Source organism: Paenibacillus cellulosilyticus, assembly GCF_003182255.1.
GTDB lineage: Bacteria > Bacillota > Bacilli > Paenibacillales > Paenibacillaceae > Paenibacillus_T > Paenibacillus_T cellulosilyticus.
On record NZ_QGTQ01000024.1, the window covers coordinates 80,207 to 102,424 of the forward strand.

Consider the following 22,218-nt stretch of genomic DNA (forward strand, 5'->3'; position numbering starts at 1 on the left):
GCAGCAGGACAGCCTCAGCTTGTTGAATATCGGACAAACCGATCACTGCTGATGGTTACCGCGCACCATCGCTGTCATTCCCGTCCGCGTCAACTCGATTATTCCGTATGGACGCATGAGCTCGATCATCGCATCGATTTTGCCCCGTTCCCCGACTACTTGAATAATTAAGCTATGCGTCCCGATATCGATAACCGATGCACGGAACGTTTCTACGACACCAAGAATCTCGGGGCGCATGGATGCCTCGGCCATCACTTTGATAAAAGCCAGCTCTCTTGCCACCATTGGACTTGCACTGATGCAAGTCACTTCGATGACGTCGATCAGCTTGTTCAGCTGCCGCTCGACCTGCTCGATTACTCGTTCATCCCCCGAGGTTACGATCGTCATCCGCGACATTCCGATTTCTTCACTTGCCCCCACCGTGATGCTGTCGATATTAAAGCCCCGGCGACCGAACAGACCGGATACTCGCTGTAGGACACCAGGTTGATCATTCACTAACACCGCTATCGTATATGTCCTCATTGTTCATCATCCCCCAATATCATTTGATCCAAATTCCTACCGCCGACAACAAACGGATACACGTTCTCGTCTCTCGCTACTACGAACTCCACGAGTACGGGACCGCTCGTCTCCAGCGCTCCCTGCCATATCTGCTCAGCATCAGCCTTCGTGCTTGCCCGCAGCCCCTTAACCCCATAGGCTTCAGCCAGCCTAACAAAATCAGGACTTCCCGCCAAATCAATATGGCTGAGCCGATTGCCGTGAATGATCTCCTGCTGCTGTCTCACCATGCCGAGCACCTGATTGTTGATAACGACGATCTTAACCGGGATCTGATCGATGGCGCATATCGCCAGCTCCTGCGCGCACATCTGCATGCCGCCATCGCCGTTGATCGAGACGACGAGACGGTCAGGATTGCCAACCTGTGCTCCAATCGCTGATGGGAATCCAAAGCCCATCGTGCCAAGGCCGCCTGAACTAATAATGGAGCGAGGACGTTTGAATTTGTAAAATTGCGCGGCCCACATTTGGTGCTGGCCAACGTCAGTCGTAATGATCGCTTCCCCATTCGTCGTCTCGCTGATCATCTCAATAATGAATTGCGGCTTCAGCTCCGTCTCTGAATCCGCGTAACGCAGCGGTCTCGCCGCTTGATCCGCCTCGATCGCCGCCCGCCAGCTGCCGATCTGGTATGGCCGCGCCTTCGTGTTGGCATATCGGAGAACGTCCTTAATATCGCCAACACAGCCGATATCGGTCTTAATGTTCTTGCCAATCTCCGCAGGGTCCACATCAATGTGAGCGATCGTCTTCGCATTCGGTGCGAATCCCGCTGTGTTCATCGTAACGCGGTCATCGAATCGGGAACCGATCGAGATCAGCAGGTCTGCATTCTGAACTGCCATATTGGCGGCATAAGCACCATGCATGCCAAGCATCCCGAGCGACAGATCGTGACCGCTTGGGAACCCGCCAAGTCCGAGTAAAGTCGAAGCAACCGGAATCTGCGTCCGATTTACGAATTCCAGCAGCTCATTCGACGCATCGGAGTAGACAACCCCGCCTCCCGCAATAATAACGGGCTTCTCGGATTGGGCGATCGCTTCGAGCAGTTGATCGATCGCCGCATGATCAGGTTTCGGCGTCGCAGTGTAACCACGCAATTCGATGGTTTCGTTCCGGGCCGGATCATACAGCATCTTGTGATTCGAGATGTCCTTCGGGATATCGATGAGGACAGGTCCCTTCCTTCCCGTGTTCGCGATATGGAATGCCTCATGCACGATGCGGGGGATGTCCTTTACATCCCGTACCAGGTAGCTGTGCTTCGTGATTGGCATCGTAATGCTGACAATGTCGGCTTCCTGGAAGGCATCGCTGCCCATCACCGTCGTTGGTACATTGCCTGTGATGACAACGAGCGGAACCGAATCCATATAGGCGGTCGCGATTCCCGTTACCAGGTTAGTCGCACCAGGACCGGACGTCGCGATGCATACGCCAACCTTGCCTGTCGATCTTGCGTAGCCGTCCGCCGCGTGGATGGCCCCCTGTTCGTGCCGCGTCAGAATGTGCTTGAATTCAGCGTTGTCGACCATCGCATCGTAGATGTAGAGTACATTTCCTCCTGGATAACCAAATACGCATTCCGTTCCTTCCTTAAGCAAAGCGTGCAGCAGCACCTCAGATCCTGTTATCAACTTCTGTTCCATCGTAATTCCTCCTATAATCAAAATCCCCCTTCATCCGCACGACAGACAGCACTAGGCTGATCTATCATAGGGACGAAAGGGGAATTTTCGTGGTACCACCCTGATTCACCGATAACCTTGCGGTACCGGCCTCAAGAAGTGAGGCCGCGCCTCACCTGCAGCACGATAACGTGTGCCACTCCGTTTGAGCCTACTCATCGAATCCATCCGCGGCGTGAATTCGGCGTTCGGTCAACAAGCTCCAAGACGACATCTGACAAGGATTAAGGCAAAGGTCTCAGCATTCCCTCTGCTCTCTGTACATAAGAGCCCTGTCATTTAATCTTTTCATCGCTTATTAAATATGGATAAGGGGATAACAAAAACCCCTTCCGTCTCTGCAGCGCGACAGTACATGACTGTCATGCCACAGGGACGAAAGGGGACATTTCGTGATACCACCCTGATTCACCGATAGCCTCGCGGCTTCGGTCTCATGAGGTAAGGGCACGCCTTACCTGCAGCACGATAACGTGTGCTATTCCGTTTGAGCCTACTGATTGAATCCACGCGCGGCGCGGTGAACCATTCGTTCGGTCAACAAGCTCCGAGACGACATCTGACACAGGATTAAGGCCGAGGTTTCAGCATACCCTCTGCTCTCTGTACATAAGAGCCCTGTCATTTAATCTCTTCATTGCTTAGGAAATATATAATAATCAAAAACCCCTTCCATCTCTGTCGCATGACCGTACTGGACGTGTCATACCACAGGGACGAAAGGGGAACATTTCGCGATACCACCCTGATTCACCAACAGCCTCGCGGCTTTGGTCTCATGAGGTAAGGACGTACCTTACCTGCCGCACGCTAACGTGTGCCACTCCGTTTGAGCCTACTGATCGAACCCTTTCATGGATCGCGACGTTCAGTCAAATCGCTCCGAGACGACATCTGACATCGGATTAAGGCAAAGGTTTCAGCATTTCCTCTGCTCTCTGAACTTAAGAGCCCTGTCATTTTTTCTCATCAACGCAATTTATATTGGACCAATATTAGCACAAGTGAGGAGTGGGATTCAAGCGTTTGTTTTTATTCATTTGACTATTCCGTCGTTTCAGTAGTCGAAGCGCTGTCCGCCGCACTTGCGTCACCCTTCGCCTTCATTCCACCGCGATGGCCGCCATCGCCTTTGAACGAGAACTCGCCATTGACGATGTTTTGGGCCTGCTCAGCTGTTTTCTCCTTCTGCGTTGCCGCTTCTTCCGCCGTCAGCTTACCGTCCGTGACCGCTTGATCGATTTGAGCGTTAATCGCTGTTTCGAGCGCGCTGATCACGGTATCTTCGCTAATTCCCTGTTCTTCGGCAATAGCTGCAATCGTTTTGCCGGCTTGCAGCTCTGTTTGCAGCTCATCTTCGGTCAAATTCAGTGCTGTCGCAACCGTGTCCAGGTTGTGCTCGAATCCAAACCCAAGCCCTTTTCCTTGGCCGTGTTCACGACCTTGATCAAGCTGGTCCGAGTTGATCAGGTTGTCCAAATTTGCTGTGAATTGCTCTTCGTCAGCCGAACGGCGCTCCTGGAAAGCTGCCGCTAATGCTGCTTTCAGCTCGTCAGTCGATACACCTTGCGCCTCAGCGATCTCAGCAAGCGTGCTGCCTGCAGCAAGCTTCTCATTGAGCGCTTCCCTATCCAGGCCCAGCAGCGTCAGAACGGAATCCGAAATGAATTGCCCGCCCCGACCACCACGCTCATGCATGCCGTTTCCTTGCTTCGCGCTGCTGTCGGCTTGAACTTGCGAAGTTGGTGTCGTACTCGTTGTCGAGTCCGTGTTTGTTGCTGCGAATGCGCTAAGTGGAACCATAAGTGCCAGTGCTGCCGTCATACCGATTACTTTTACGTATTTTTTCATATTCATTTCCTCCTAGGAATTCTTATGTTTTATTTTTTATTTCGTCCTGCTTACAAGGTTTATTATGGATTCCGTTCCTTAAATGAGACTTAAATAAAGTGATTATCAAACTGAGTGTTTCCTGAATACGGTAACAGCTCCTATTGTTCAGCAGCATTGTTGTACAAATGAAAAGGGAAGCAGCCCTGTTAGTGGATGCTTCCCTCTTCTTGTTCAAATTATCGTGTTCGAATTCATCGATTCCGTTGCATTCTGTTCCAAAGCTTGTTTCAATTGAAGTATCTTATTTTGCTTCCGGAAGAGAGAGTGATTCGCATGAATATGAATTCAACGATTCGAATTGGCCTTATCGGAGGCGGATGGCGCGCTTCTTATTACCTTCGCATTGCAAGCATGCTTCCGCATCTGTTTCATATCACCGGAGTCGTCCTGCGCAGCCCGGATAAATACAGCGATTTTCTCGCCAAATGGAAGGTACCCGTCTATCGCTCAGCCGAGGAATTGGCAGAAGTCAGTGACTTTCTCGTACTGGCCGTATCCAAAACATCCGCTCCCGCTTCAATTACCGAACTTGCCGCTGCCGATATTCCGGTATTGGCGGAAACGCCGCCCGCGACCAATTTATCTGAATATGAACAGTTGTCGGCGATTGCAGCGAGCAATCCTCGCATTCAGGTCGCCGAGCAATATCCGCTGCTGCCGCATAACCAAGCTCGCACAGCCTACATTAACACCGGTAAGTTAGGAGACGTGATGCACGTTCAAGTATCCGCCGGCCACGGTTATCATGGCATCAGCCTCATACGCAAATGGTTGTCCATCGGTACAACGTTCGAATGCGATATCATCGGACGCCGCTTCTCCCTGCCGATTGCAGATACTCCTCATCGGGGACAGGCCTCGTCGAACGAAGTCGGAATCGAGCAGCAAGAGATCGCGATCTTCAGCTTTGCTGATGGCAAGAGTGCTGTTCTCGACTTCGCCCGCTCCCAGTACTTCTCCACCATAAGGAGCAATCGGATCTTAATTCGCGGATCACATGGCGAGATTCAGGACAATACGATTACGCGCAAAATAGGGCCAGACCATTTCGAGACTGTTACGATTCAGCGCTCCCAGCATGGACAGGAAGACAGCTTGTACAACCTGTCTCTTGCCCATCTGCAAGCAGGCGTCGATGTGCTGTATCGCAATCCATTCTCTTCGTATCCACTCTCGGATGAAGAAATCGGCATCGCCGAAGCGCTGCTTCGCATGCGCACCTTCCTTGAAGAAGGAACCTCCTTCTACTCCTTATCCGACGCGTTAACGGATGTCCGGCTAGGTTTGAGTATGGAAGAGGCGATCGCAAACAAAGGAGCCGTCACTGTTCATATCGATTTACTATAAAACATGTCTGCAATTTCCTCTCGCATTGTCAAGAACTCGCTGCTCGTTCGAGTTCTCGGCCTAGGCATAGAGACCGGAATTATAGCTTGGATAGCCCCAGGGCTTGGCGTCATAACAATAATCCGATCAGACAAATATATCGCTTCTTCTATATCATGCGTTACCATGACATATGTGATCTTCTCGCCCTTCAGTATTTCCAACAACTCATCCTGTAACTTGTGGCGATTCATCATATCAAGCGCGGAAAACGGCTCGTCTAATAGCAGCAAATCCGGCTTAAGGCAAAAGGATCTCGCGATTGCCGTGCGCTGCTTCATCCCCCCTGACAGTTGGCGAGGATACAACTGCTCGGCGCCTTTAAGTCCGAATTTCTCCAAGTACTCTTCGATGAGTACTTTTTTTTGATGCTTGGGGATATTCTTATTCCTTAACCCAAAGCCGATATTTTGTCTGACGGTTAGCCACGGAAATAATGAATAATCTTGATAGATATATCCTCTTTCCATCGCTATTCCCGTAATCGGCTGCCCTCTGAAATAAGCTTGACCAGCGTCAGGCTTTTCAATGCCTGCTATGATTTTGAGCAGTGTACTCTTTCCGCAGCCTGATTGACCTAGCACCGTTACGATTTCATTCTCGCTGATGGATAGCGATAGGTTCGAGATTGCGTTTCGCGACTTGTGCTTACCGACACAATAATTCTTTCCAATACGAACCAAATCAATGTACACCGCTTGTCCCTCCGGTTCAACTACAGCCATCGGATTGCTATTTTTTCTGTAAAACGCACACACCGCGTGAAAACAAACCCTAACAAGCCTATCGAAAACATACCAATCATGGATTGAGAATAGTCCAGAAGCTGATACGCTTGCCAAGTCGAATATCCGATCCCCGTCTGACCCGACATCATTTCGCCAGTAATGACCCCCATCCAAGAAGCGCCGGTACCCACTGAGAGTCCAGTAAATATATCCGGCCCGATTGCCGGAAGATAGACGCGCAGAATAAGCTTGTGGGGTTTGCAGCCCAGATTATACGCCGTTTGAACGAGTTGGACTGGGACTCGTTTCGTAGCCTGAACCACATTAATTAATATCGGAAAAAAAGCCCCGGTAAATGTAATGAAGACAATGCTCGCCTCAATTGTTTTAAATAGAAGCATGGCTACCGGTAAATAAGCAATTAACGGTATCGGACGAAATATCTCCAAGTTGGTAAAGACAATATCAGACGTTTTTGCCGATAATCCGATAATAAGTCCCAGCGGAACCGCCGTGACAAGCCCTATCATAATACCGGCTAATACTCGAATTGAGCTGACGGTGATGTTGTCGTAATACGATAGATCTCCCAGCAGCTTAAACCATACCCTGAACACCGTATCCGGTCCCGGCAGATTGCCGAATTGGAATGGCCACATGACATTCAAAGTAACGAGCGTATACCATAATCCGATCAGACTCATTACGGCTATCATTTTGTTCAACGTAGATTTCATATTGCCCCTAGTGAACGTATGTTTTCCCTGCCTCTGGACCGTTAGTGTTCCAAGGGTCGTCACAATCGCTTTGCTTCTACCCAATCCCCATTCAACTCCTTATCCGTCAAATAAGGCTGATTCAATGTTGTCATCGCTTCCCTAAGATAGCTATCATCAATGAAAGCATCTAGATCCAATGGCTTCTTCAACTTCCCGATTTGCTCTAAGAAAAGCATGCTTTTCTGCAGCGTATCGACATCCTTCTCATAAATCGCGGCATCGAACCGTATCGCCTCGACCATCTTCTGGCATACGCTGAGTGGGAATTTACTCTCTTTCTCGAAAATGTCGGCCGCTTCGTCCGGGTTGCTCATGACGAATTGATGCGCTTCGTGAAGTGCCATAAGAAAAGCAATGACGTAGGTCCGATGTTGTTCAGCCCAATCACGATTAGCAACGACTGCAGTCAAATAATCTGCTTGGTCCGTCTCATCCGTATGAAGCTTGACGCCAACCTTTCGATATTCCATCAGACTGGGATACGGTTCCCATGTCGTATGGGCATCGATTTTGTTCTGCTCAATGCTTTGCATGCCTACCGTGACAGATTGATCGACAATGGTCACTTTATCGAGCATATGATGCGCTTCCAATGCTTCTAATAACATACGGTGTGCGCTGCTTCCGATCGGTGTTGATACGGTTTTATTCGCCAAATCCTCCATTTTGCTGATCTTGCTATCTGTTGGAACAATGATGGCTTGGTTAGCTCCCGATTTGCCCTTACCGTCCAGTGCGATCAAGACTGACTTATAATTGGGCTGCGTAATTCCTTGAACGCCGTTGAGAAGCGATGGCATATCACCAAGAAACGAGAGTTGTATTTTACCGCCGATCATATTGTTGTTAAGAACAGATCCGGCAGCAGCATCGAACCAATCCACCTGAACATTAGCCGACATTCCCGGCTCAAGCTTCTCCAAGTTTTTTTCAAACAGCTTCTGATGCTTAATGATTAAAGCTCCCCAAGTTTGTGCAGTTGGAGACTGATAGCCGATTGTGAGCTTCTCACTCTTGGCCATCCCATTGTTGTCATGCACATTGCCGCTGCAAGCCGAGAGCATGACTAGCCATATCGGCAGCAGCACACCGATCATGAAGGAATGGATGCGACTACTCAACTGGAGCGGCCTCCATCTTGGTCAGTTGACTTAACTCACGAATGACAGCCAGTGCCGGCAGACTTCTTCCCTCGTAATCAAACAAGGTTAGATTTGACCAATTGTTCAAATGGCCAACGGACCATTGCTCTTTGAAGGGGATCCAGCATGGCTCCCAATAATGGAATCCAATGCATCTATTATTGGGCGTTCTCTGAATGAGCTCAATGAAGTTCCGAATATAGGCTGCTTGGCCCTCTTGTGTTGCCGGATAACCCGTATGCAGCTGTTCTTCTTTCTGTACAATAATGATATCGTTGAGCGGATTTTCGATATTCCAAGGATAGGCGACTTCGATAATAGCAATATCTTTCTCGTACCGTAGAGCCAGATCAGATAGATTAGCTTCTAAGTCTTGCAGCGTTCCATGCCACCACGGATAGAACGAAAGACCAATCGAATCATATTGGACATTATGTTTTTCGAATTGATCCAGCACGAATCGGCATACGTCGTTTTTCCCACCTTGATCGACGTGGACCATGACATTAATTTCCGAATCCACGGATTTCACCGCTTGAGCACCCGTGCGGACGAAATCGGTAAATTTGCTCCATTGCTCATCAGAATGACGGAGCTCTCCAGTAACACAGCCATCCTCCCACAAAATCCCCATCGTAATTTCATTGCCGATCTGTACCATATCCGGTTTCGTTCCTTGCGATACAAGTGCCGAAACGACGCTTCTCGTGTAGTCGAACAATGCGTGCTTCAATGCATCCGTATCGAGATCGATCCAATCCTTTGGTTTCTTCTGATGCTTCGGATCGGCCCACTCATCCGAGTAATGAAAGCAAAGAAGCAGATGCATCCCTTTTTCTTTAATACGTTTTGCCATCGCTAACGTATGATCTAAGTTGCAGAATTCGCCTTCTGGATTATTCCACAGACGAAGCCTAATAGAATTCACGCCATTGTTCTTTAATATTTCAAGACAATCATCTGCCGTGTCACCTTCATAAAACATCCCGCCAGCTTGTTCGATCTCTTCTAGAAAAGAAATATCTGCTCCATAATAAAAGGGTTTGTTCAAGGGCTCAGCCTCCAATTTGGCAAATTACGCAAGCATGTCCTTTCCTCAATGAATACACTCGTTATTGCATCACTTCGTTAAGACAGATCGCACCATATTCCCGAATATGAATCTGGTAAGTAGCGTTTCCAGTTGTGCGCTCGATGAAGCTTACATACTGGCTCACGGATTCATTAGGCAGAATAGCTGCAATAACACCCGCGAAGCCTCCACCATGTACGCGGCAGGCACCTGCTCCAAGCTGCTTGAGGAACATTTCGGTAATAGCCAATGTGACTGTAATGTCTTGATGACCAACATCTACATTGCGATAGCAGTTCTGGAGCCACTTCCAGGACGATTCCCCTGATTCCTTAACGAGTCTCAAGAACCGATCCATGTCCCCATTTACTAAGCTTTCAACTTGAGCATCGACCCTATTATTCTCTTCCAAGTAATGCAGCGCGCGAAGCACCGCCCTGTCACCGCATTGTTGTCTAATCGGCTGCAGTTGATCATATATATCGTTTGGCGTCAGGCCTCTGCATACCTCGGCTCCAAGCGCTTTCGCAACTGCTCGCATTTCATAAGGGACTGCACCGTAATCTTCTGTTAAATCCGCGTGATTGCCCCCCGTATTGACGATTACAAGCGAGTAGCCGTTCTTCTGAAAATCAAAGCTAATTGGCGAAATAATAGGCGTCAGAGGATTGGCAAAATCAATCGCAATCAGCCCGCCATGCGCGCACGCCATTTGATCGAGCAACCCGGAAGGTTTATTCCAATAATGATTCTCGGCGTACTGTCCAATCTTGGACATCGCAATGGAATCCAATGCCCCAGCGTTATAAAATGTGCTTAGAATGCTGCAGAACAACATTTCGAAGGACGCTGAAGAACTTAAGCCGGAAGCGGATAAGACATTAGTCGATACGTAGGCATTAAATCCGCCTATGCTATAGCCGAATTCAAGAAACCCTGCTGCAATCCCGCGAACGATGGACATTGTAGCCGATTCGCCCGGGATGGGCGCTAAATTCGTAAGGTCAACCTTAAATTCGCCTGGGTATCCTTCAGATATAAACGTAATAACAGGTTCTTCTACTCTAGCTGCCGCCGCGATCGTATCCAAATCGATGCTGCCAGCAAGAACTTTGCCATGATTATGATCGGTATGGTTTCCCCCAATCTCAGACCTTCCAGGAGAAGAGAACAATGCGAGTGGCCCGTCGGCGTAATTCTGCTTGTACGATGAAACGAGAGATTGATAGCGATTAAGCTGGTACGACAGCTGTTCCTCTCCATATAAAGTGTTAATTTGTGATTTAAATCTATCGGTTTGTATCCACTCTATCGTTTGGTCAATTGTATTCATCATAACGGTCCTCCTACTGGTCTACTGCAATTTGAAGCATGCCGCCCGGCAGTATCGAGGTCGTTATATATTCGCCCGCATGCTGGCATGACTCTTCCTCTACCACCGTTCCGTAACAATCCGTCATCTTTTTGTGTAATGAAACTGAATGGGCAGCAGCCATTCTCACTGTAATTTGTTCATTATAGGTGCCATTCAGCACAAGCGTATCTCGTTTAAGCTCTATGATTCCGCCACTATTGACTGCAAAGACGATATCAACGTCATCACCTGCGATTGTGATTACATTGGCATCCGCATCTTGAGGTATACGATTGTTATGAAAATAATTCAGACGCTCCAGATACCATCGGTTCAAGTGTCGAATAACTTCGAGCTGGTTCGGAGACAGCTTGGTGAAATTAACGCTGTATGCTGGAATTCCCGCCGCTATCATTTTGATGACTGCGACTGCAGTATCTTCCGGCGTTTCGGAGCCTGTTATGATTTGATAATCATTAAGTGCATATGGGGTATAGCCCTGGATGAATAACGTCCTAAGAAAATTGCTCTCGGGATCAAAAGGACCATCCCCTGCCCGCATCATCGTCCCGTAGCGAGAAAAGAACGGAGTACCGTAATTTTGTTTAAGCTCGACGATATAGGCTGGTTTACGTTCCCGCGTGCGCTCTTCAATCAGAGCGAGTGTCTTCTCTAAGCCTTCCAGCATCGTCGTCACATCGTGTTGATGATCGGGATTGCAGCACGGGACATTCGGTACCCAGTTGAACAAGTCGTATTTGGCTCCATCGAAATCCCACTTGTCGATAAATTTAATACAAATATCCGCCATAGCATTTCTGGCTTCTTCATTCATGAAGCATAACGAGTAGAACTGCGTTGGATTTAGGATCGGATTACCGGATTCATCTGCAATCAGAAGCCTCTTACGCTCTGGATAACATTCGGCAGCGGCAGCCACGGCATGCGGTGCGCACCAAATAATCGGCTTAGCTCCATAGTTTTTGATGGACTTGACCAATTCAACCATATCCGGGATTTTGTCCGGGTCAGGCTCCCAATCTCCAATATTAAGAGGAACGCTGTAGTCGTTATCCAGCCCCGGTCCAAACCACCCATCGTCGATGATATAGTTCGTTATCCCGAGCTCGACGCCTGCTCTAACATTGTCCAGAATTACATCACTCGTAATATCGTTGCTATGCCAATCCGCCCAAGTACACCAAATCGGATGCAGCGATTCATTGACTACAGGATCTTGAAGCGAGTACAAACTTCGCTGGAAATTAGTAAATTCTCGGATGGTCATCATCCATGGCTGTTTCTCGCTTTCGCTGGTGGACATTCGTCTGTAATAGATATACTCCGTAATTGATCCATCATCATGCTGCTGGGATATGCGGTCCGGGATGGGATACTTATCCGTCCCTCTCTTGAATTGATATACGATATATCCGGTATGAACATTCAAGGCGCGATTCGATTCAGGCTCGATCAGCTTATAGGCTGTTTCGTAATTCTCGCCGATTACACCTACGGCCAGAGCCGTGTAACGATCTTTGCCTGTGAATAGAAGGAGTGAAAGCTTGGTATCGTCTACTCCTGTCTGCAGCTCTCGGAAATTCCGCCAAAACGAAACCACTCTGGAGCTATTGAAAAACCATCGACCGCTATCAGGGACGATAACGGAATGATAATTGCGAATATCGGTGTAAAATGTAAATTCGATACTTCTCACACGATCACTGTCCAGCGGCTGCGCGCAAATGGAGAATGGAAGCTTGTCCCCTACCGTCAACTTGACTCCGTTTTCCTCGTACTGGTTAGCTTGACCAAATTGGATTGCATGAAATTCCACTGATTTACCAGAGTGCATCCGTACAGCGACCTTCAAATAATCTTTCACTTTTCAACCCTCCATTTATTGTGTTGCATATTTATTCTCCTACCGCTAAATACCTTTGCATTTCAATGAATTGTCGGTAGGAGCCTACATGATGCACGAGTTGCTGATGAGTTCCTTGCTCTATCAATTTTCCATGATCAAGAACAAAAATCTGATCAGCATCTCTGATTGTAGAAAGGCGATGAGCGACAACTACGGTCGTTCGATCAAGTTGCAGTGCTTTGAGCGCTTGTTGAATGTTTCTCTCGGTTTCTGTATCAATATTGGCAGTGGCCTCATCAAGAATTAGAATACGCGGATTCGCGATAATGGCTCTTGCAAACGAAATTAGCTGCTTCTGACCTGTCGACAGCATACCGCCCTGTTCCTGTAACGGCGTGTCGTATCCCTGTGGCAAACGCATGATGAAGTCATGCGCATGCACAGCCGTCGCCGCAAGCTTTACTTCTTCGTCTGTCGCATCGAGTTTGCCATAACGAATATTGTCACGTATCGTGCCTGAGAAAATGAATGGCTCTTGCGGTACGAGGCATATTTGCGAGCGTAAATTATCGTTAGCGATATTCCGGATATCCGTTCCATCGATGAGCACGCGACCTTGATCAGGATCATAAAATCGACATAGGAGATTGATCAATGTGCTCTTTCCTGCACCGGTGCTTCCAACAAAAGCTGCCATTTGTCCAGCCTTGATTGTCAAATCAATCTCCTGCAATGCCATTTTGTTATTATCGTATTGAAAGCTTACCTGTTCGAAAGCAATTTCACCCTTAATTGAAATGTTCTCTTTTGCTTCAACCTCGGGATCAGCGGACTCTTGTCGGATAATTCCGAATATTTTGTCCGAAGAAGCCATTCCGATTAATAATTGAGAGTACAACTGGCCAATCCGTTGAACAGGCTCCCAAAAATTAAAAATATAGTTGGTATAGCCTACGAATAATCCGACGGTCATTACTCCCGTTTGTATCAAGTAAGAACCGTAAACAAACAAAATAATAAGTCCTAGAACGATCGTTAGTTGAATAACCGGAATAAGCAATTGATTTAGTGCAGACGCCTTATCCCATGCCCGTATGTTATCCTTGTTAATGCTTTCGAAATATCGAATGTTCTCTTCTTCCTGCTCATAGGCCTGCGTTACCTTCATACCTTGGATCGAATCGTTCAGATGAGCATTAATGCATGCCTGCTTCGCTCTCAATTCCTGAAACGAGACACGTATTCTTTTTCTTAGAAACCGTGAAACAGCAAATACCAACGGTACGGTTAACATGATCAATGCACCCAGTTTGTAGTTCCAGATCAGCAATATCGTAATCACACCGACCAACTGAAGAATGTCCATGAGCAGCGTGATGGTACCGTTCATGATAATATCTTCCAATACGGCTATGTCGCCGGTAATATGCTGATGGATCGAACCAGTAGGCTTTGAGTTGAAATACCGAATGGGCAATGATTGAATACGACTGAACAACGTGGATCTCAAATCGCTTATCATCTGTTGTCCGATCCGACTCATTCGTCTAATACGATATCGACCGACTGCCATTTGAAGCACACATAGGACAATCATGAGTGATGCATACATCAGAAGAAGCCGTATGCTCGCTTCACCATCACGTGGCTGGATTGCCTTATCAATCGCAATCGCGATTATGGCAGGTGCCAATACTTGTGTTACCGAGCCCAGCAATGCTAATGCTGTCACCCCTATAAGCTGCTTTCGATACGGCATCATAAAACGAAGAAAATGAAAAATACTTGCCCAATTGAAATTGTGATTGAATGGCCCATCATTGGGATAAACGAAACGCTGCTTCACCCCCGATCCCCTCCTACAACCGATACTGCCTCTTCCCGCGGGTATTCTTCATACTGGGACATATATAAGTTTCGATAAGCGCCTTCTGCAACAATCAGCTCGTTGTGGCTGCCGCGCTGAACAATACTTCCCTTATCTAGCACAATGATCACATCCGCGTCCTTTATGGAGGAGATTTTATTCGACATCATGATACAAGTGAATTGTTTTCTTTCGCTCTTCAAAGCCTTTTGCAGCTTCACTTCTGTTTCCATATCTAAGGCGCTCGTAGCATTATCAAGGATCAAGATTTTCGGTTTTCGAATTAATGCTCGTGCAATTGAAATACGTTGTTTCTGTCCTCCGGATAAACCTGTTCCTCGTTCCCCGATTACCGTGTCGTATCCCATTGGCAGAGTGGATATGAATTCATGAGCTTGAGCCTTCGTCGCAGCTTCTACAATCTCTTCTTCCGTAGGGTTGTCTACACCATAAGCGATATTATCTCGAATCGTAGCGGCAAATAGGTAAGTTTCTTGAAATACCGGCGCAATTCTGCCCCTCCGCTCACTAGATATCCAATCCTCGAACGGGGTCCCGTCAATCATAATCTGACCTTCCCTTACGCCATACGCACCAATCAACAACTTTAGGATCGTCGATTTACCCGATCCCGTTGGACCGATTATGCCGACTACGGAACCTGGGGAGATGTTTATTGTAAGATTTGACAGCGAAGCACTCGTCGATTGCTCATTGTAATAAAAAGTAACGTCTTTGAAACTTATTTCACCTGCAATAGGGAGATTTGTTGTTTCCGATGGATACGATTTATGCGATTTACGACCGTGCTCTTGCTCCAGCAGCTCCAATATCCGCTCACCAGACGCTTTCGCTTGACTAAACTTATTGATATGAAACGCGATCCACCACATAGGTGAAATGATAAGCCAGGTTAGGCCGAATAGTGCCGCAAGCTCCCCTACCGTCAAAGAACCATGAATGACTTGCACCCCTCCACCAATGAGCAGAAGTATGGGACACAGGTTCGCCATCCATTCGATTAACGGATAATGATTAGAGACAATTCGCGAAGCCTCGTATTGCTTCTCTTGATACCGATTGTTATGCTGTGAGAATTGTTCGATTTCATAACGTTCTCGGTTGAACGATTTCACCGTCTGCATCGCAACGATATTCTGCTGAGCGATAGAGGATATTCGACTCATTGCTGCACGCGTTTCCCGATAAGCAGGCTGAGCTTGTCGATCCAATCTGAACGTTAAAGCGATTAAGATTGGTGTTGTCATAAGTGTTAATAAGGCTAACTTCCAACTCATTGACAGCATCATAACCGCTCCGAAACCAATCATTAGCCCCATATTGACGAATTGAGCAAAGTCAAAACCGATAAAATTACGCACAGCGTCTAAGTCCACGGTCATACGGGCAATTAGGTCACCGGTTTTTGCCGTATCGTAATAGGAGTACGATTGATATTGCAGCTTGCTATAACACGCATTACGCAAGCGCATCACCATTCGATTGCCTACTCTAGCGCCAAGAAATCCATAGATGTATTGCATCGCGCTCTTTACCATGATCACTGCCGCAGTAGCTGTTGTTAGCAGCCACAGCAGGTCGTACTTTGACTGAACGATCACTTCATCGATAAATATCTGTAACAACTTCGTGTATGTAAGACTCAGAACAGTGGTGCCTATTAGAGCTATTATCGAGATCAACATGAGCATTCGCTCGTTCCAATAGAACGGTTTCAATTTCCTGAAAATACTCAAAATAATTAACCTCCATCAATATTTAATTAAAAATACGATTTACTCCTCCTCGTTCTTACGGCTTGTTATGGACAGCTTATCTCAACCCCACTCATTACCAACTATTTAATAACTGCAGCATTCCTTAAACTAACGTATAATAATAACTAAGTTTTTTATTTATTTATAAAGTTTACCTCTATTTTGCGATATTAGTGAACAAAAACAACTACAAACACTTACCTTGCCACAAGTTTTACTCAAATTTACCTTATACCCTATTGTATACAATCAATAAGCAGATATCATAGGATATAAATCAAATATATTGGAAGTTTTTACAACACAATGAAAAATAAAGAACCCTGTATCATGTTACTAACGGAGCATCATCAGAACCTTTTTCCATTCGTTCTAACCACGATCTCGTTCTGGCACAAGTCCCTTCCACTAACGCAAAACACCCCTTATCGTTTTCATCGGTTCACACTCAAGAGTGCTTTTCCAATGTCCACAATAAGGGGTGCATACATGCTATTTAGTTATACCCTACTATTCTTTAACGCCGCCAAGCGCTACGCCTGCAATAATATAACGGGACAGCAGGAAGTAGATCACGAACAACGGTAATGCTGTCAGTGCCAGACCCATGTAGATCGAGCCGAACTCCGTTTTGTAGATATCGCCGCGAAGCAAGCTGACCATGATCGGCAGCGTATACTTCGATTTATCTGTCAGCAAGATAAGCGGCATGAACAGGTTGTTCCAGCTTGCGACGAAAGCGAAGATCGCCTGAGTCGCGAGTGCCGGTGTCATGAGCGGCAGGATGATCCGGTTGAATGTAGCGAACTCACCCGAGCCGTCAATACGCGATGCCTCGACGATTTCCAGCGACAACGTCGACAGCAAGTATTGGCGCATGAAGAACACCATGGCCGGTGCTGCGATCGCTGGCAGAATGAGCGGCAGGAAGCTGTTGTTCAGATGCAGCTGATACATGAACTTATAGAAACCAATGGCGCTTGCTTGTGTCGGAATCAACATGACGCACAGAATGAAAGTAAAGAACGCTTGACGCCACTTCCAGTTGTATACCACGAGCGCGTATGCGGTCAACGACGAGAAATAAACGGACAACGCGGTCGATGAAACCGAGATGATGAAGGAGTTCAAGAACCCTTTCAGCGGATCAAAGCTTTTGCTCGTCAGTACGTCCCAGTTCGTCTTCAAGTGCGTGGACGGCAGCAGGGAAAGACCACTCTGAATCTCAGCTGTGGAACGCGTCGCATTGACGAACATGATCCAGAACGGAAGAATGCTAAGCAGCGCAAGGCCGATGCAGACGATATAGATGATGGTCTTGTTGATGCGTAATCCCGCTGTTCTCTCTAATTTCGCCATGGATTACAGCCCCCTTGCTGCTGCTTTTGCAGCTTTCTTTTGCAGACGCAGTTTCTTCTTGAGCTGTGCTTCACTGCGATCACGCATCAGATAGAACATCAGCGCCGCCAGTACAGCCGCAATTACGAACATGATCATACTTGCTGCAGCAGCTTTGTTATACATATAGGCACCTTTGAATGCTTGCCCATAGATGAATACCGATGTCGTTAATGTCGCATTATCCGGACCGCCCGCAGGGGTAATGAACAACTGCGGAATATCGAACATTTGCAAACCGCCGACCATCGACGTAATGAGCGTGAACAACAGGATGGTGCGAAGACTAGGCAGCGTAACGCGGAAGAATGTTTGAATCCCGCTTGCGCCATCAATTGCCGCAGCCTCGAAGAGCGCCGGGTTAATGCCCATAACACCAGCGATCAGAATGATCATTGTGTTACCGTACCACATCCAGAACTGGATGAACGAAACAATGCCTCTTGCGGTGTTCTTTTGCTGGAGGAATTGAATCGGTGCATCGGACCAACCCAGTGCGTCGAACAAGCTATTTACAGGACCCATCGGAAAAGCGAAAAGGGTACTGAAAAGCACAGCGATCGTACTCGCCGTGATAATATTCGGCATATAGAGCAAAACTTTGAACATGCCCTGCCCCTTCACATTAAGGCGACGGTTCGTGAACCAAGCCGTAAGCAAGAGCGCAAGTGCAATCTGAGGGATAAAGTTCGTAATCCATAGGATAAACGTGTTAGAAAGTGATGTTCGGAATGACTTGTTATCAAAAATAAGCTCTTTGAAGTTTTGGAACGGATTATCTAAGATATGAACCGGTTTCGGAATGACACCTTTCATATCGGTGAAGCCAATTACTGCCGTGTAGAGCGTTGGATACAAAGCGAAAACGAGAAACACGAGTATGAATGGCAGGCTGAAAATATAACCGTACTTCGAGTAATTAATTGTTCCTTTGCGGCGCATGTACTCACCTCATTAATTGATATAAAGGGGCGGGATAACCCGCCCCGCCCCTTCGGCGCCTCTTTATTCGCTTTCGATTCCGAGTTGGTCTTTAACCGTTTGCTTGAAGTCTTTGAGTGCATCTTCGCGGCTCTTGCCGCCAGTTGCGTATGCACGTACTTGGTCGCGCCAGATCAGGTTGATCGACTCGTCGTATTGCGTCAGGTTTTTACCCGAAGCGTTTGCGTTCGCTGGAACGAATGCGTCGAACATATTTTGTCCGCCGAGCAGTGGAACTTCGCCGTTGGATTTCGACATTACAACAGACGATGCTACGCTGTCCTTCGTGCCTTGCTCGCCCTCTTTCATCGTGCCGTTAGCCCAGTAGTATTGGAGGCCCGTTTCGGAAGTGTCGAGCGTAACCCATTTGATGAAGTCAGCAACTGCTTGTTTCTTCGCTTCGTCTTTAGTTGCTTCTTTGTTCGCCAGAAGCCAAGTACCGCCCCAGAAGAAGCCTGTTGGTGGTTCCGTAACAGCCCAGTCGCCGTTCGTGTCTTTCACTTGACCGTTCATAACGTAGTTAATGAGCCATGCTGGGCCGAAGAAACCGAATACTGGTTTCGCGCCTGCGCCGGACATATCAGCATACCAAGCTTCTTGCCAGTCTTGCGTACCATTGCTGTAACCGTTGTCCGTCAGCTTCTTAGAGAAATCAAGGAACTGTTCGCGCTTAGGATCGATGTGAAGTTTGCCGTCAACGACCCAGCCCGTGTCGGAGCTGTTCTCGATTGGATGCCAGATGTCGCCGTCGCCGGAAACGATTGCGTAGCCTTTTGCTTTCAGCTTGTCAGCTGCTTCGAAGTACTTGTCCCAGCCTGGGCCAACTTCGTTCTTGATTGCTGCAGGATCGTCTGTTCCGAATACGTCCTTCGCGATCGAACGACGATAGATGAAGCCGCCGCCTGTTGCTTGATAGCCAAGCGCTTTCAGTTGGCCTTCTTTGCTGCCGATATCTACCGAGTATTGAGCGATGCCTGCATCCGTAACCATTTGGTCTGTGAGGCCCAGGTCTGCGTAGTTAGCAGCGTAGTCAGAAGCATCACCTTGCGAATACTTGAGCACGAACGCCGATTCAGCTGCGTAGATGTCTGGAGCGTCTTTACCACCGCCAGCCAGAGCTTGGTCAAGCGCAGGCTGATAAGCGCCGTCTGTCGTTGCGATAACCGTCGTCTTGAACTCTACGTTCGCATCCGGGTGCGTTTCGATATACTTTTTCGTCATATTTGGAATTTCGTCAGTGAAGCTCCAAAGATTGATCGTTACTTTTTCATTGCTTTTTGTTGCTGTAGTGTCTGTTGTAGTCGTTGAAGTTGTTCCAGTGCTAGTGTCCGAAGTTGATTTCGTATCCGAGCTGCCACCACAAGCTGTGAGAGCCGTTGTCATTACAAGCAGTGTCGAGACTCCTACTAAAGCATGTTTGAAACGTTTCATACTTTGCCTCCCTTTTTTACAACCCTTGTATAATGTAACCGCATTCATATTGTAGGTCGAAAGGTCGAATTTCGTAAGGATTCCCCGATTGGGTAAAGTACCACTTTTATTAGTTTGTTGCGTATCCCCATGAAAAAAGCGAGAACCTGCCGTCACTGGTCATGTTCTCGCTTATTGCTCAATCTTCGCTAGTTCCTCTCATGTCGCTTGTCCTTTGGCTCGAATCGACAGCGATCGTGGCATAACTTCAGATGCGAATGACTGTCTGAAGGACTATAGACGATACCATAACAACAAAAAAACCGTTATCCATAATTGGATAACGGTTTTTTTCTTAATCGGGATGACACGATTTGAACATGCGACCCCCTGGTCCCAAACCAGGTGCTCTACCAAGCTGAGCTACATCCCGACAAATGGCGTGCCCTAAGAGATTCGAACTCCTGACCTTTTGATTCGTAGTCAAACGCTCTATCCAGCTGAGCTAAGGGCACTTAATAAGAAAATGGAGGCGCCACCCAGATTCGAACTGGGGGTAAAGCTTTTGCAGAGCTTTGCCTTACCGCTTGGCTATGGCGCCATAATGGAGCGGAAGACGGGAATCGAACCCGCGACCCTCGCCTTGGCAAGGCGATGCTCTACCGCTGAGCCACTTCCGCAACGTCACTTTGTGGGAATTTATGGTGCGGTCAAGAGGACTCGAACCTCCACGGTTGTTACACCACTGGCACCTGAAGCCAGCGCGTCTGCCAATTCCGCCATGACCGCATATGAGATGAAAAGTGAGCCATGTAGGACTCGAACCTACGACACCCTGATTAAAAGTCAGGTGCTCTACCAACTGAGCTAATGGCTCTTAATAAAAATGGCTGGGGATCAAGGATTCGAACCTTGGCATGACGGAGTCAAAGTCCGTTGCCTTACCGCTTGGCTAATCCCCAACAATTAATGGGGCGATCGAGGGGAATTGAACCCCCGAATGTCGGAATCACAATCCGATGCGTTAACCACTTCGCCACGACCGCCATAACAAAAAAAAAAGTGGCAGGGGCAGCAGGAATTGAACCCACACCAAAGGTTTTGGAGACCTTTGTTCTACCTTTAAACTATGCCCCTATAATATGGTGGAGGATGATGGATTCGAACCACCGAACTCAGAGAGAGCAGATTTACAGTCTGCCGTGTTTAGCCACTTCACTAATCCTCCATGAAACATGGTGCCGGCGATAGGAGTCGAACCCACGACCTACTGATTACAAGTCAGTTGCTCTACCAACTGAGCTACACCGGCATATAAAGTTTTTAAAATGGTGGCTCGGGACGGAATCGAACCGCCGACACGAGGATTTTCAGTCCTCTGCTCTACCAACTGAGCTACCGAGCCTAACTTGCTGTTGTTTAAAATGGCGGAGCCGACGGGATTCGAACCCGCGGTCTCCTGCGTGACAGGCAGGCATGTTAGGCCTCTACACCACGGCTCCGCATTTGTATAGATGGTGGAGGCTGACGGGATCGAACCGCCGACCCTCTGCTTGTAAGGCAGATGCTCTCCCAGCTGAGCTAAGCCTCCATAATGGTGACCCGTAGGGGATTCGAACCCCTGTTACCTCCGTGAAAGGGAGGTGTCTTAACCCCTTGACCAACGGGCCGTACTAATATGGCAGAGAGGAAGGGATTCGAACCCTCGAGACCCGGTTAGAGCCTACACGATTTCCAATCGTGCTCCTTCGACCACTCGGACACCTCTCTGTATATGGCTCCCCGAACAGGACTCGAACCTGTGACAACTCGATTAACAGTCGAGTGCTCTACCAACTGAGCTATCAGGGAATATGAAGCATGTGATGGTGGAGCCAAGCGGGATCGAACCGCTGACCTCCTGCTTGCAAGGCAGGCGCTCTCCCAGCTGAGCTATGGCCCCATGCGTATATGGTTGGCCTTAGTGGACTCGAACCACCGACCTCACCCTTATCAGGGGTGCGCTCTAACCAGCTGAGCTAAAGGCCAATAAAAAAACCACATCACTGTGGTGGTGACTTCATGCACAAAATCACACCTTGAAAACTGGATATGAATAAGGTAGCAGAACATTTTAGCTTTAGCGTATGCTTTACCTTCGCTTGCGCAAAGGTTTTTAGCTTATGCTTCCGAAGTTGCGATTTTGGCATTCGCCAAAACGCTTAGGATAAGCCCTCGACCTATTAGTACTCGTCAGCTGCACGCATTGCTGCGCTTCCACCCCGAGCCTATCAACCTGGTCGTCTTCCAGGGGTCT

Annotated in this window: 15 protein-coding genes, 19 tRNA genes and 1 rRNA gene; 1 reads left to right on the forward strand and 34 read right to left on the reverse strand. The window is 47.8% G+C overall.

What is annotated here, in order from left to right:
• Window positions 1-42: 42 nt before the first annotated feature.
• The 3 genes from ilvN to DFQ01_RS22970 all read right to left on the reverse strand — a co-directional run bounded on the left by ilvN (window position 43) and on the right by DFQ01_RS22970 (window position 4,118).
• Entirely contained in the window at window positions 43-531 is a 489-nt protein-coding gene (gene ilvN / locus DFQ01_RS22960) for an acetolactate synthase small subunit (RefSeq protein ID WP_110046257.1), read from the reverse strand.
• On the reverse strand, window positions 528-2,228 hold the full coding sequence (gene ilvB, locus DFQ01_RS22965) for a biosynthetic-type acetolactate synthase large subunit (RefSeq protein ID WP_110046258.1): 1,701 nt from the start codon (window positions 2,226-2,228) through the stop codon (window positions 528-530). The genes ilvN and ilvB overlap by 4 nt, the downstream gene beginning before the upstream one ends.
• A gap of 1,083 nt (window positions 2,229-3,311) precedes the next feature.
• Complete coding sequence (locus DFQ01_RS22970) at window positions 3,312-4,118, reverse strand: hypothetical protein (protein WP_110046259.1); 807 nt, start codon at window positions 4,116-4,118, stop codon at window positions 3,312-3,314.
• A gap of 315 nt (window positions 4,119-4,433) precedes the next feature.
• On the opposite strand from DFQ01_RS22970, the gene DFQ01_RS22975 reads away from it, so the two are divergent.
• On the forward strand, window positions 4,434-5,507 hold the full coding sequence (locus tag DFQ01_RS22975; RefSeq protein WP_174812863.1) for a Gfo/Idh/MocA family protein: 1,074 nt from the start codon (window positions 4,434-4,436) through the stop codon (window positions 5,505-5,507).
• Here DFQ01_RS22975 and DFQ01_RS22980 read toward each other — a convergent pair.
• From DFQ01_RS22980 to DFQ01_RS23130, 31 genes are all read right to left on the reverse strand, one after another.
• On the reverse strand, window positions 5,489-6,241 hold the full coding sequence (locus DFQ01_RS22980) for an ABC transporter ATP-binding protein (protein WP_245946837.1): 753 nt from the start codon (window positions 6,239-6,241) through the stop codon (window positions 5,489-5,491). The genes DFQ01_RS22975 and DFQ01_RS22980 overlap by 19 nt on opposite strands.
• 20 nt (window positions 6,242-6,261) lie before the next feature.
• Window positions 6,262-7,011, reverse strand: coding sequence for an ABC transporter permease (locus DFQ01_RS22985; protein ID WP_110046276.1), 750 nt, complete (start codon window positions 7,009-7,011; stop codon window positions 6,262-6,264).
• Between the two features lie 59 nt (window positions 7,012-7,070).
• A complete protein-coding gene (locus DFQ01_RS22990; RefSeq protein ID WP_245946838.1) occupies window positions 7,071-8,174 on the reverse strand; it encodes an ABC transporter substrate-binding protein in 1,104 nt (367 codons plus the stop codon).
• Window positions 8,167-9,246 (reverse strand): glycoside hydrolase family 53 protein, encoded by a 1,080-nt coding sequence (locus tag DFQ01_RS22995; protein WP_110046262.1) that lies wholly within the window; start codon window positions 9,244-9,246, stop codon window positions 8,167-8,169. Before DFQ01_RS22995 ends, DFQ01_RS22990 begins: the two co-directional genes overlap by 8 nt.
• A gap of 61 nt (window positions 9,247-9,307) precedes the next feature.
• Window positions 9,308-10,600: a galactokinase gene (locus DFQ01_RS23000; RefSeq protein WP_110046278.1), complete on the reverse strand. Its 1,293-nt coding sequence runs from the start codon at window positions 10,598-10,600 to the stop codon at window positions 9,308-9,310.
• Window positions 10,601-10,613: 13 nt separating this feature from the next.
• Window positions 10,614-12,506 carry an alpha-galactosidase gene (locus DFQ01_RS23005; protein ID WP_110046263.1) on the reverse strand — a complete coding sequence of 631 codons (1,893 nt, stop codon included), beginning with the start codon at window positions 12,504-12,506 and terminating at the stop codon, window positions 10,614-10,616.
• Between the two features lie 31 nt (window positions 12,507-12,537).
• A complete protein-coding gene (locus DFQ01_RS23010; RefSeq protein WP_245946839.1) occupies window positions 12,538-14,334 on the reverse strand; it encodes an ABC transporter ATP-binding protein in 1,797 nt (598 codons plus the stop codon).
• Window positions 14,331-16,112: an ABC transporter ATP-binding protein gene (locus DFQ01_RS23015; protein WP_110046264.1), complete on the reverse strand. Its 1,782-nt coding sequence runs from the start codon at window positions 16,110-16,112 to the stop codon at window positions 14,331-14,333. Before DFQ01_RS23015 ends, DFQ01_RS23010 begins: the two co-directional genes overlap by 4 nt.
• Before the next feature lie 531 nt (window positions 16,113-16,643).
• Complete coding sequence (locus tag DFQ01_RS23020; protein WP_110046265.1) at window positions 16,644-17,492, reverse strand: carbohydrate ABC transporter permease; 849 nt, start codon at window positions 17,490-17,492, stop codon at window positions 16,644-16,646.
• Between the two features lie 3 nt (window positions 17,493-17,495).
• Window positions 17,496-18,473, reverse strand: coding sequence for a carbohydrate ABC transporter permease (locus DFQ01_RS23025; protein ID WP_110046266.1), 978 nt, complete (start codon window positions 18,471-18,473; stop codon window positions 17,496-17,498).
• A 63-nt stretch (window positions 18,474-18,536) separates the two neighbouring features.
• Window positions 18,537-19,943, reverse strand: coding sequence for an ABC transporter substrate-binding protein (locus DFQ01_RS23030; RefSeq protein ID WP_110046267.1), 1,407 nt, complete (start codon window positions 19,941-19,943; stop codon window positions 18,537-18,539).
• A gap of 338 nt (window positions 19,944-20,281) precedes the next feature.
• Window positions 20,282-20,355: transfer RNA gene (locus DFQ01_RS23035), tRNA-Pro, on the reverse strand.
• Window positions 20,356-20,360: 5 nt separating this feature from the next.
• A tRNA-Arg gene (locus DFQ01_RS23040) sits at window positions 20,361-20,437 on the reverse strand.
• Window positions 20,438-20,449: 12 nt separating this feature from the next.
• Window positions 20,450-20,523, reverse strand: a tRNA-Cys gene (locus tag DFQ01_RS23045).
• Between the two features lie 4 nt (window positions 20,524-20,527).
• A tRNA-Gly gene (locus tag DFQ01_RS23050) sits at window positions 20,528-20,602 on the reverse strand.
• 22 nt (window positions 20,603-20,624) lie between these two features.
• A tRNA-Leu gene (locus tag DFQ01_RS23055) sits at window positions 20,625-20,711 on the reverse strand.
• A gap of 15 nt (window positions 20,712-20,726) precedes the next feature.
• A tRNA-Lys gene (locus DFQ01_RS23060) sits at window positions 20,727-20,799 on the reverse strand.
• Window positions 20,800-20,809: 10 nt separating this feature from the next.
• Window positions 20,810-20,884, reverse strand: a tRNA-Gln gene (locus tag DFQ01_RS23065).
• A gap of 8 nt (window positions 20,885-20,892) precedes the next feature.
• Window positions 20,893-20,968, reverse strand: a tRNA-His gene (locus DFQ01_RS23070).
• Between the two features lie 17 nt (window positions 20,969-20,985).
• A tRNA-Trp gene (locus tag DFQ01_RS23075) sits at window positions 20,986-21,059 on the reverse strand.
• A gap of 6 nt (window positions 21,060-21,065) precedes the next feature.
• A tRNA-Tyr gene (locus tag DFQ01_RS23080) sits at window positions 21,066-21,150 on the reverse strand.
• Between the two features lie 8 nt (window positions 21,151-21,158).
• Window positions 21,159-21,234 (reverse strand) — tRNA-Thr (locus tag DFQ01_RS23085).
• 17 nt (window positions 21,235-21,251) lie between these two features.
• Window positions 21,252-21,327, reverse strand: a tRNA-Phe gene (locus DFQ01_RS23090).
• 20 nt (window positions 21,328-21,347) lie between these two features.
• A tRNA-Asp gene (locus DFQ01_RS23095) sits at window positions 21,348-21,424 on the reverse strand.
• 13 nt (window positions 21,425-21,437) lie between these two features.
• Window positions 21,438-21,513 (reverse strand) — tRNA-Val (locus DFQ01_RS23100).
• Between the two features lie 4 nt (window positions 21,514-21,517).
• Window positions 21,518-21,592 (reverse strand) — tRNA-Glu (locus tag DFQ01_RS23105).
• A gap of 9 nt (window positions 21,593-21,601) precedes the next feature.
• Window positions 21,602-21,692 (reverse strand) — tRNA-Ser (locus DFQ01_RS23110).
• Window positions 21,693-21,697: 5 nt separating this feature from the next.
• A tRNA-Asn gene (locus tag DFQ01_RS23115) sits at window positions 21,698-21,773 on the reverse strand.
• 15 nt (window positions 21,774-21,788) lie between these two features.
• Window positions 21,789-21,864 (reverse strand) — tRNA-Ala (locus tag DFQ01_RS23120).
• Between the two features lie 9 nt (window positions 21,865-21,873).
• A tRNA-Ile gene (locus tag DFQ01_RS23125) sits at window positions 21,874-21,950 on the reverse strand.
• Between the two features lie 174 nt (window positions 21,951-22,124).
• Window positions 22,125-22,218, reverse strand: a 23S ribosomal RNA gene (locus tag DFQ01_RS23130); the annotation flags it as partial.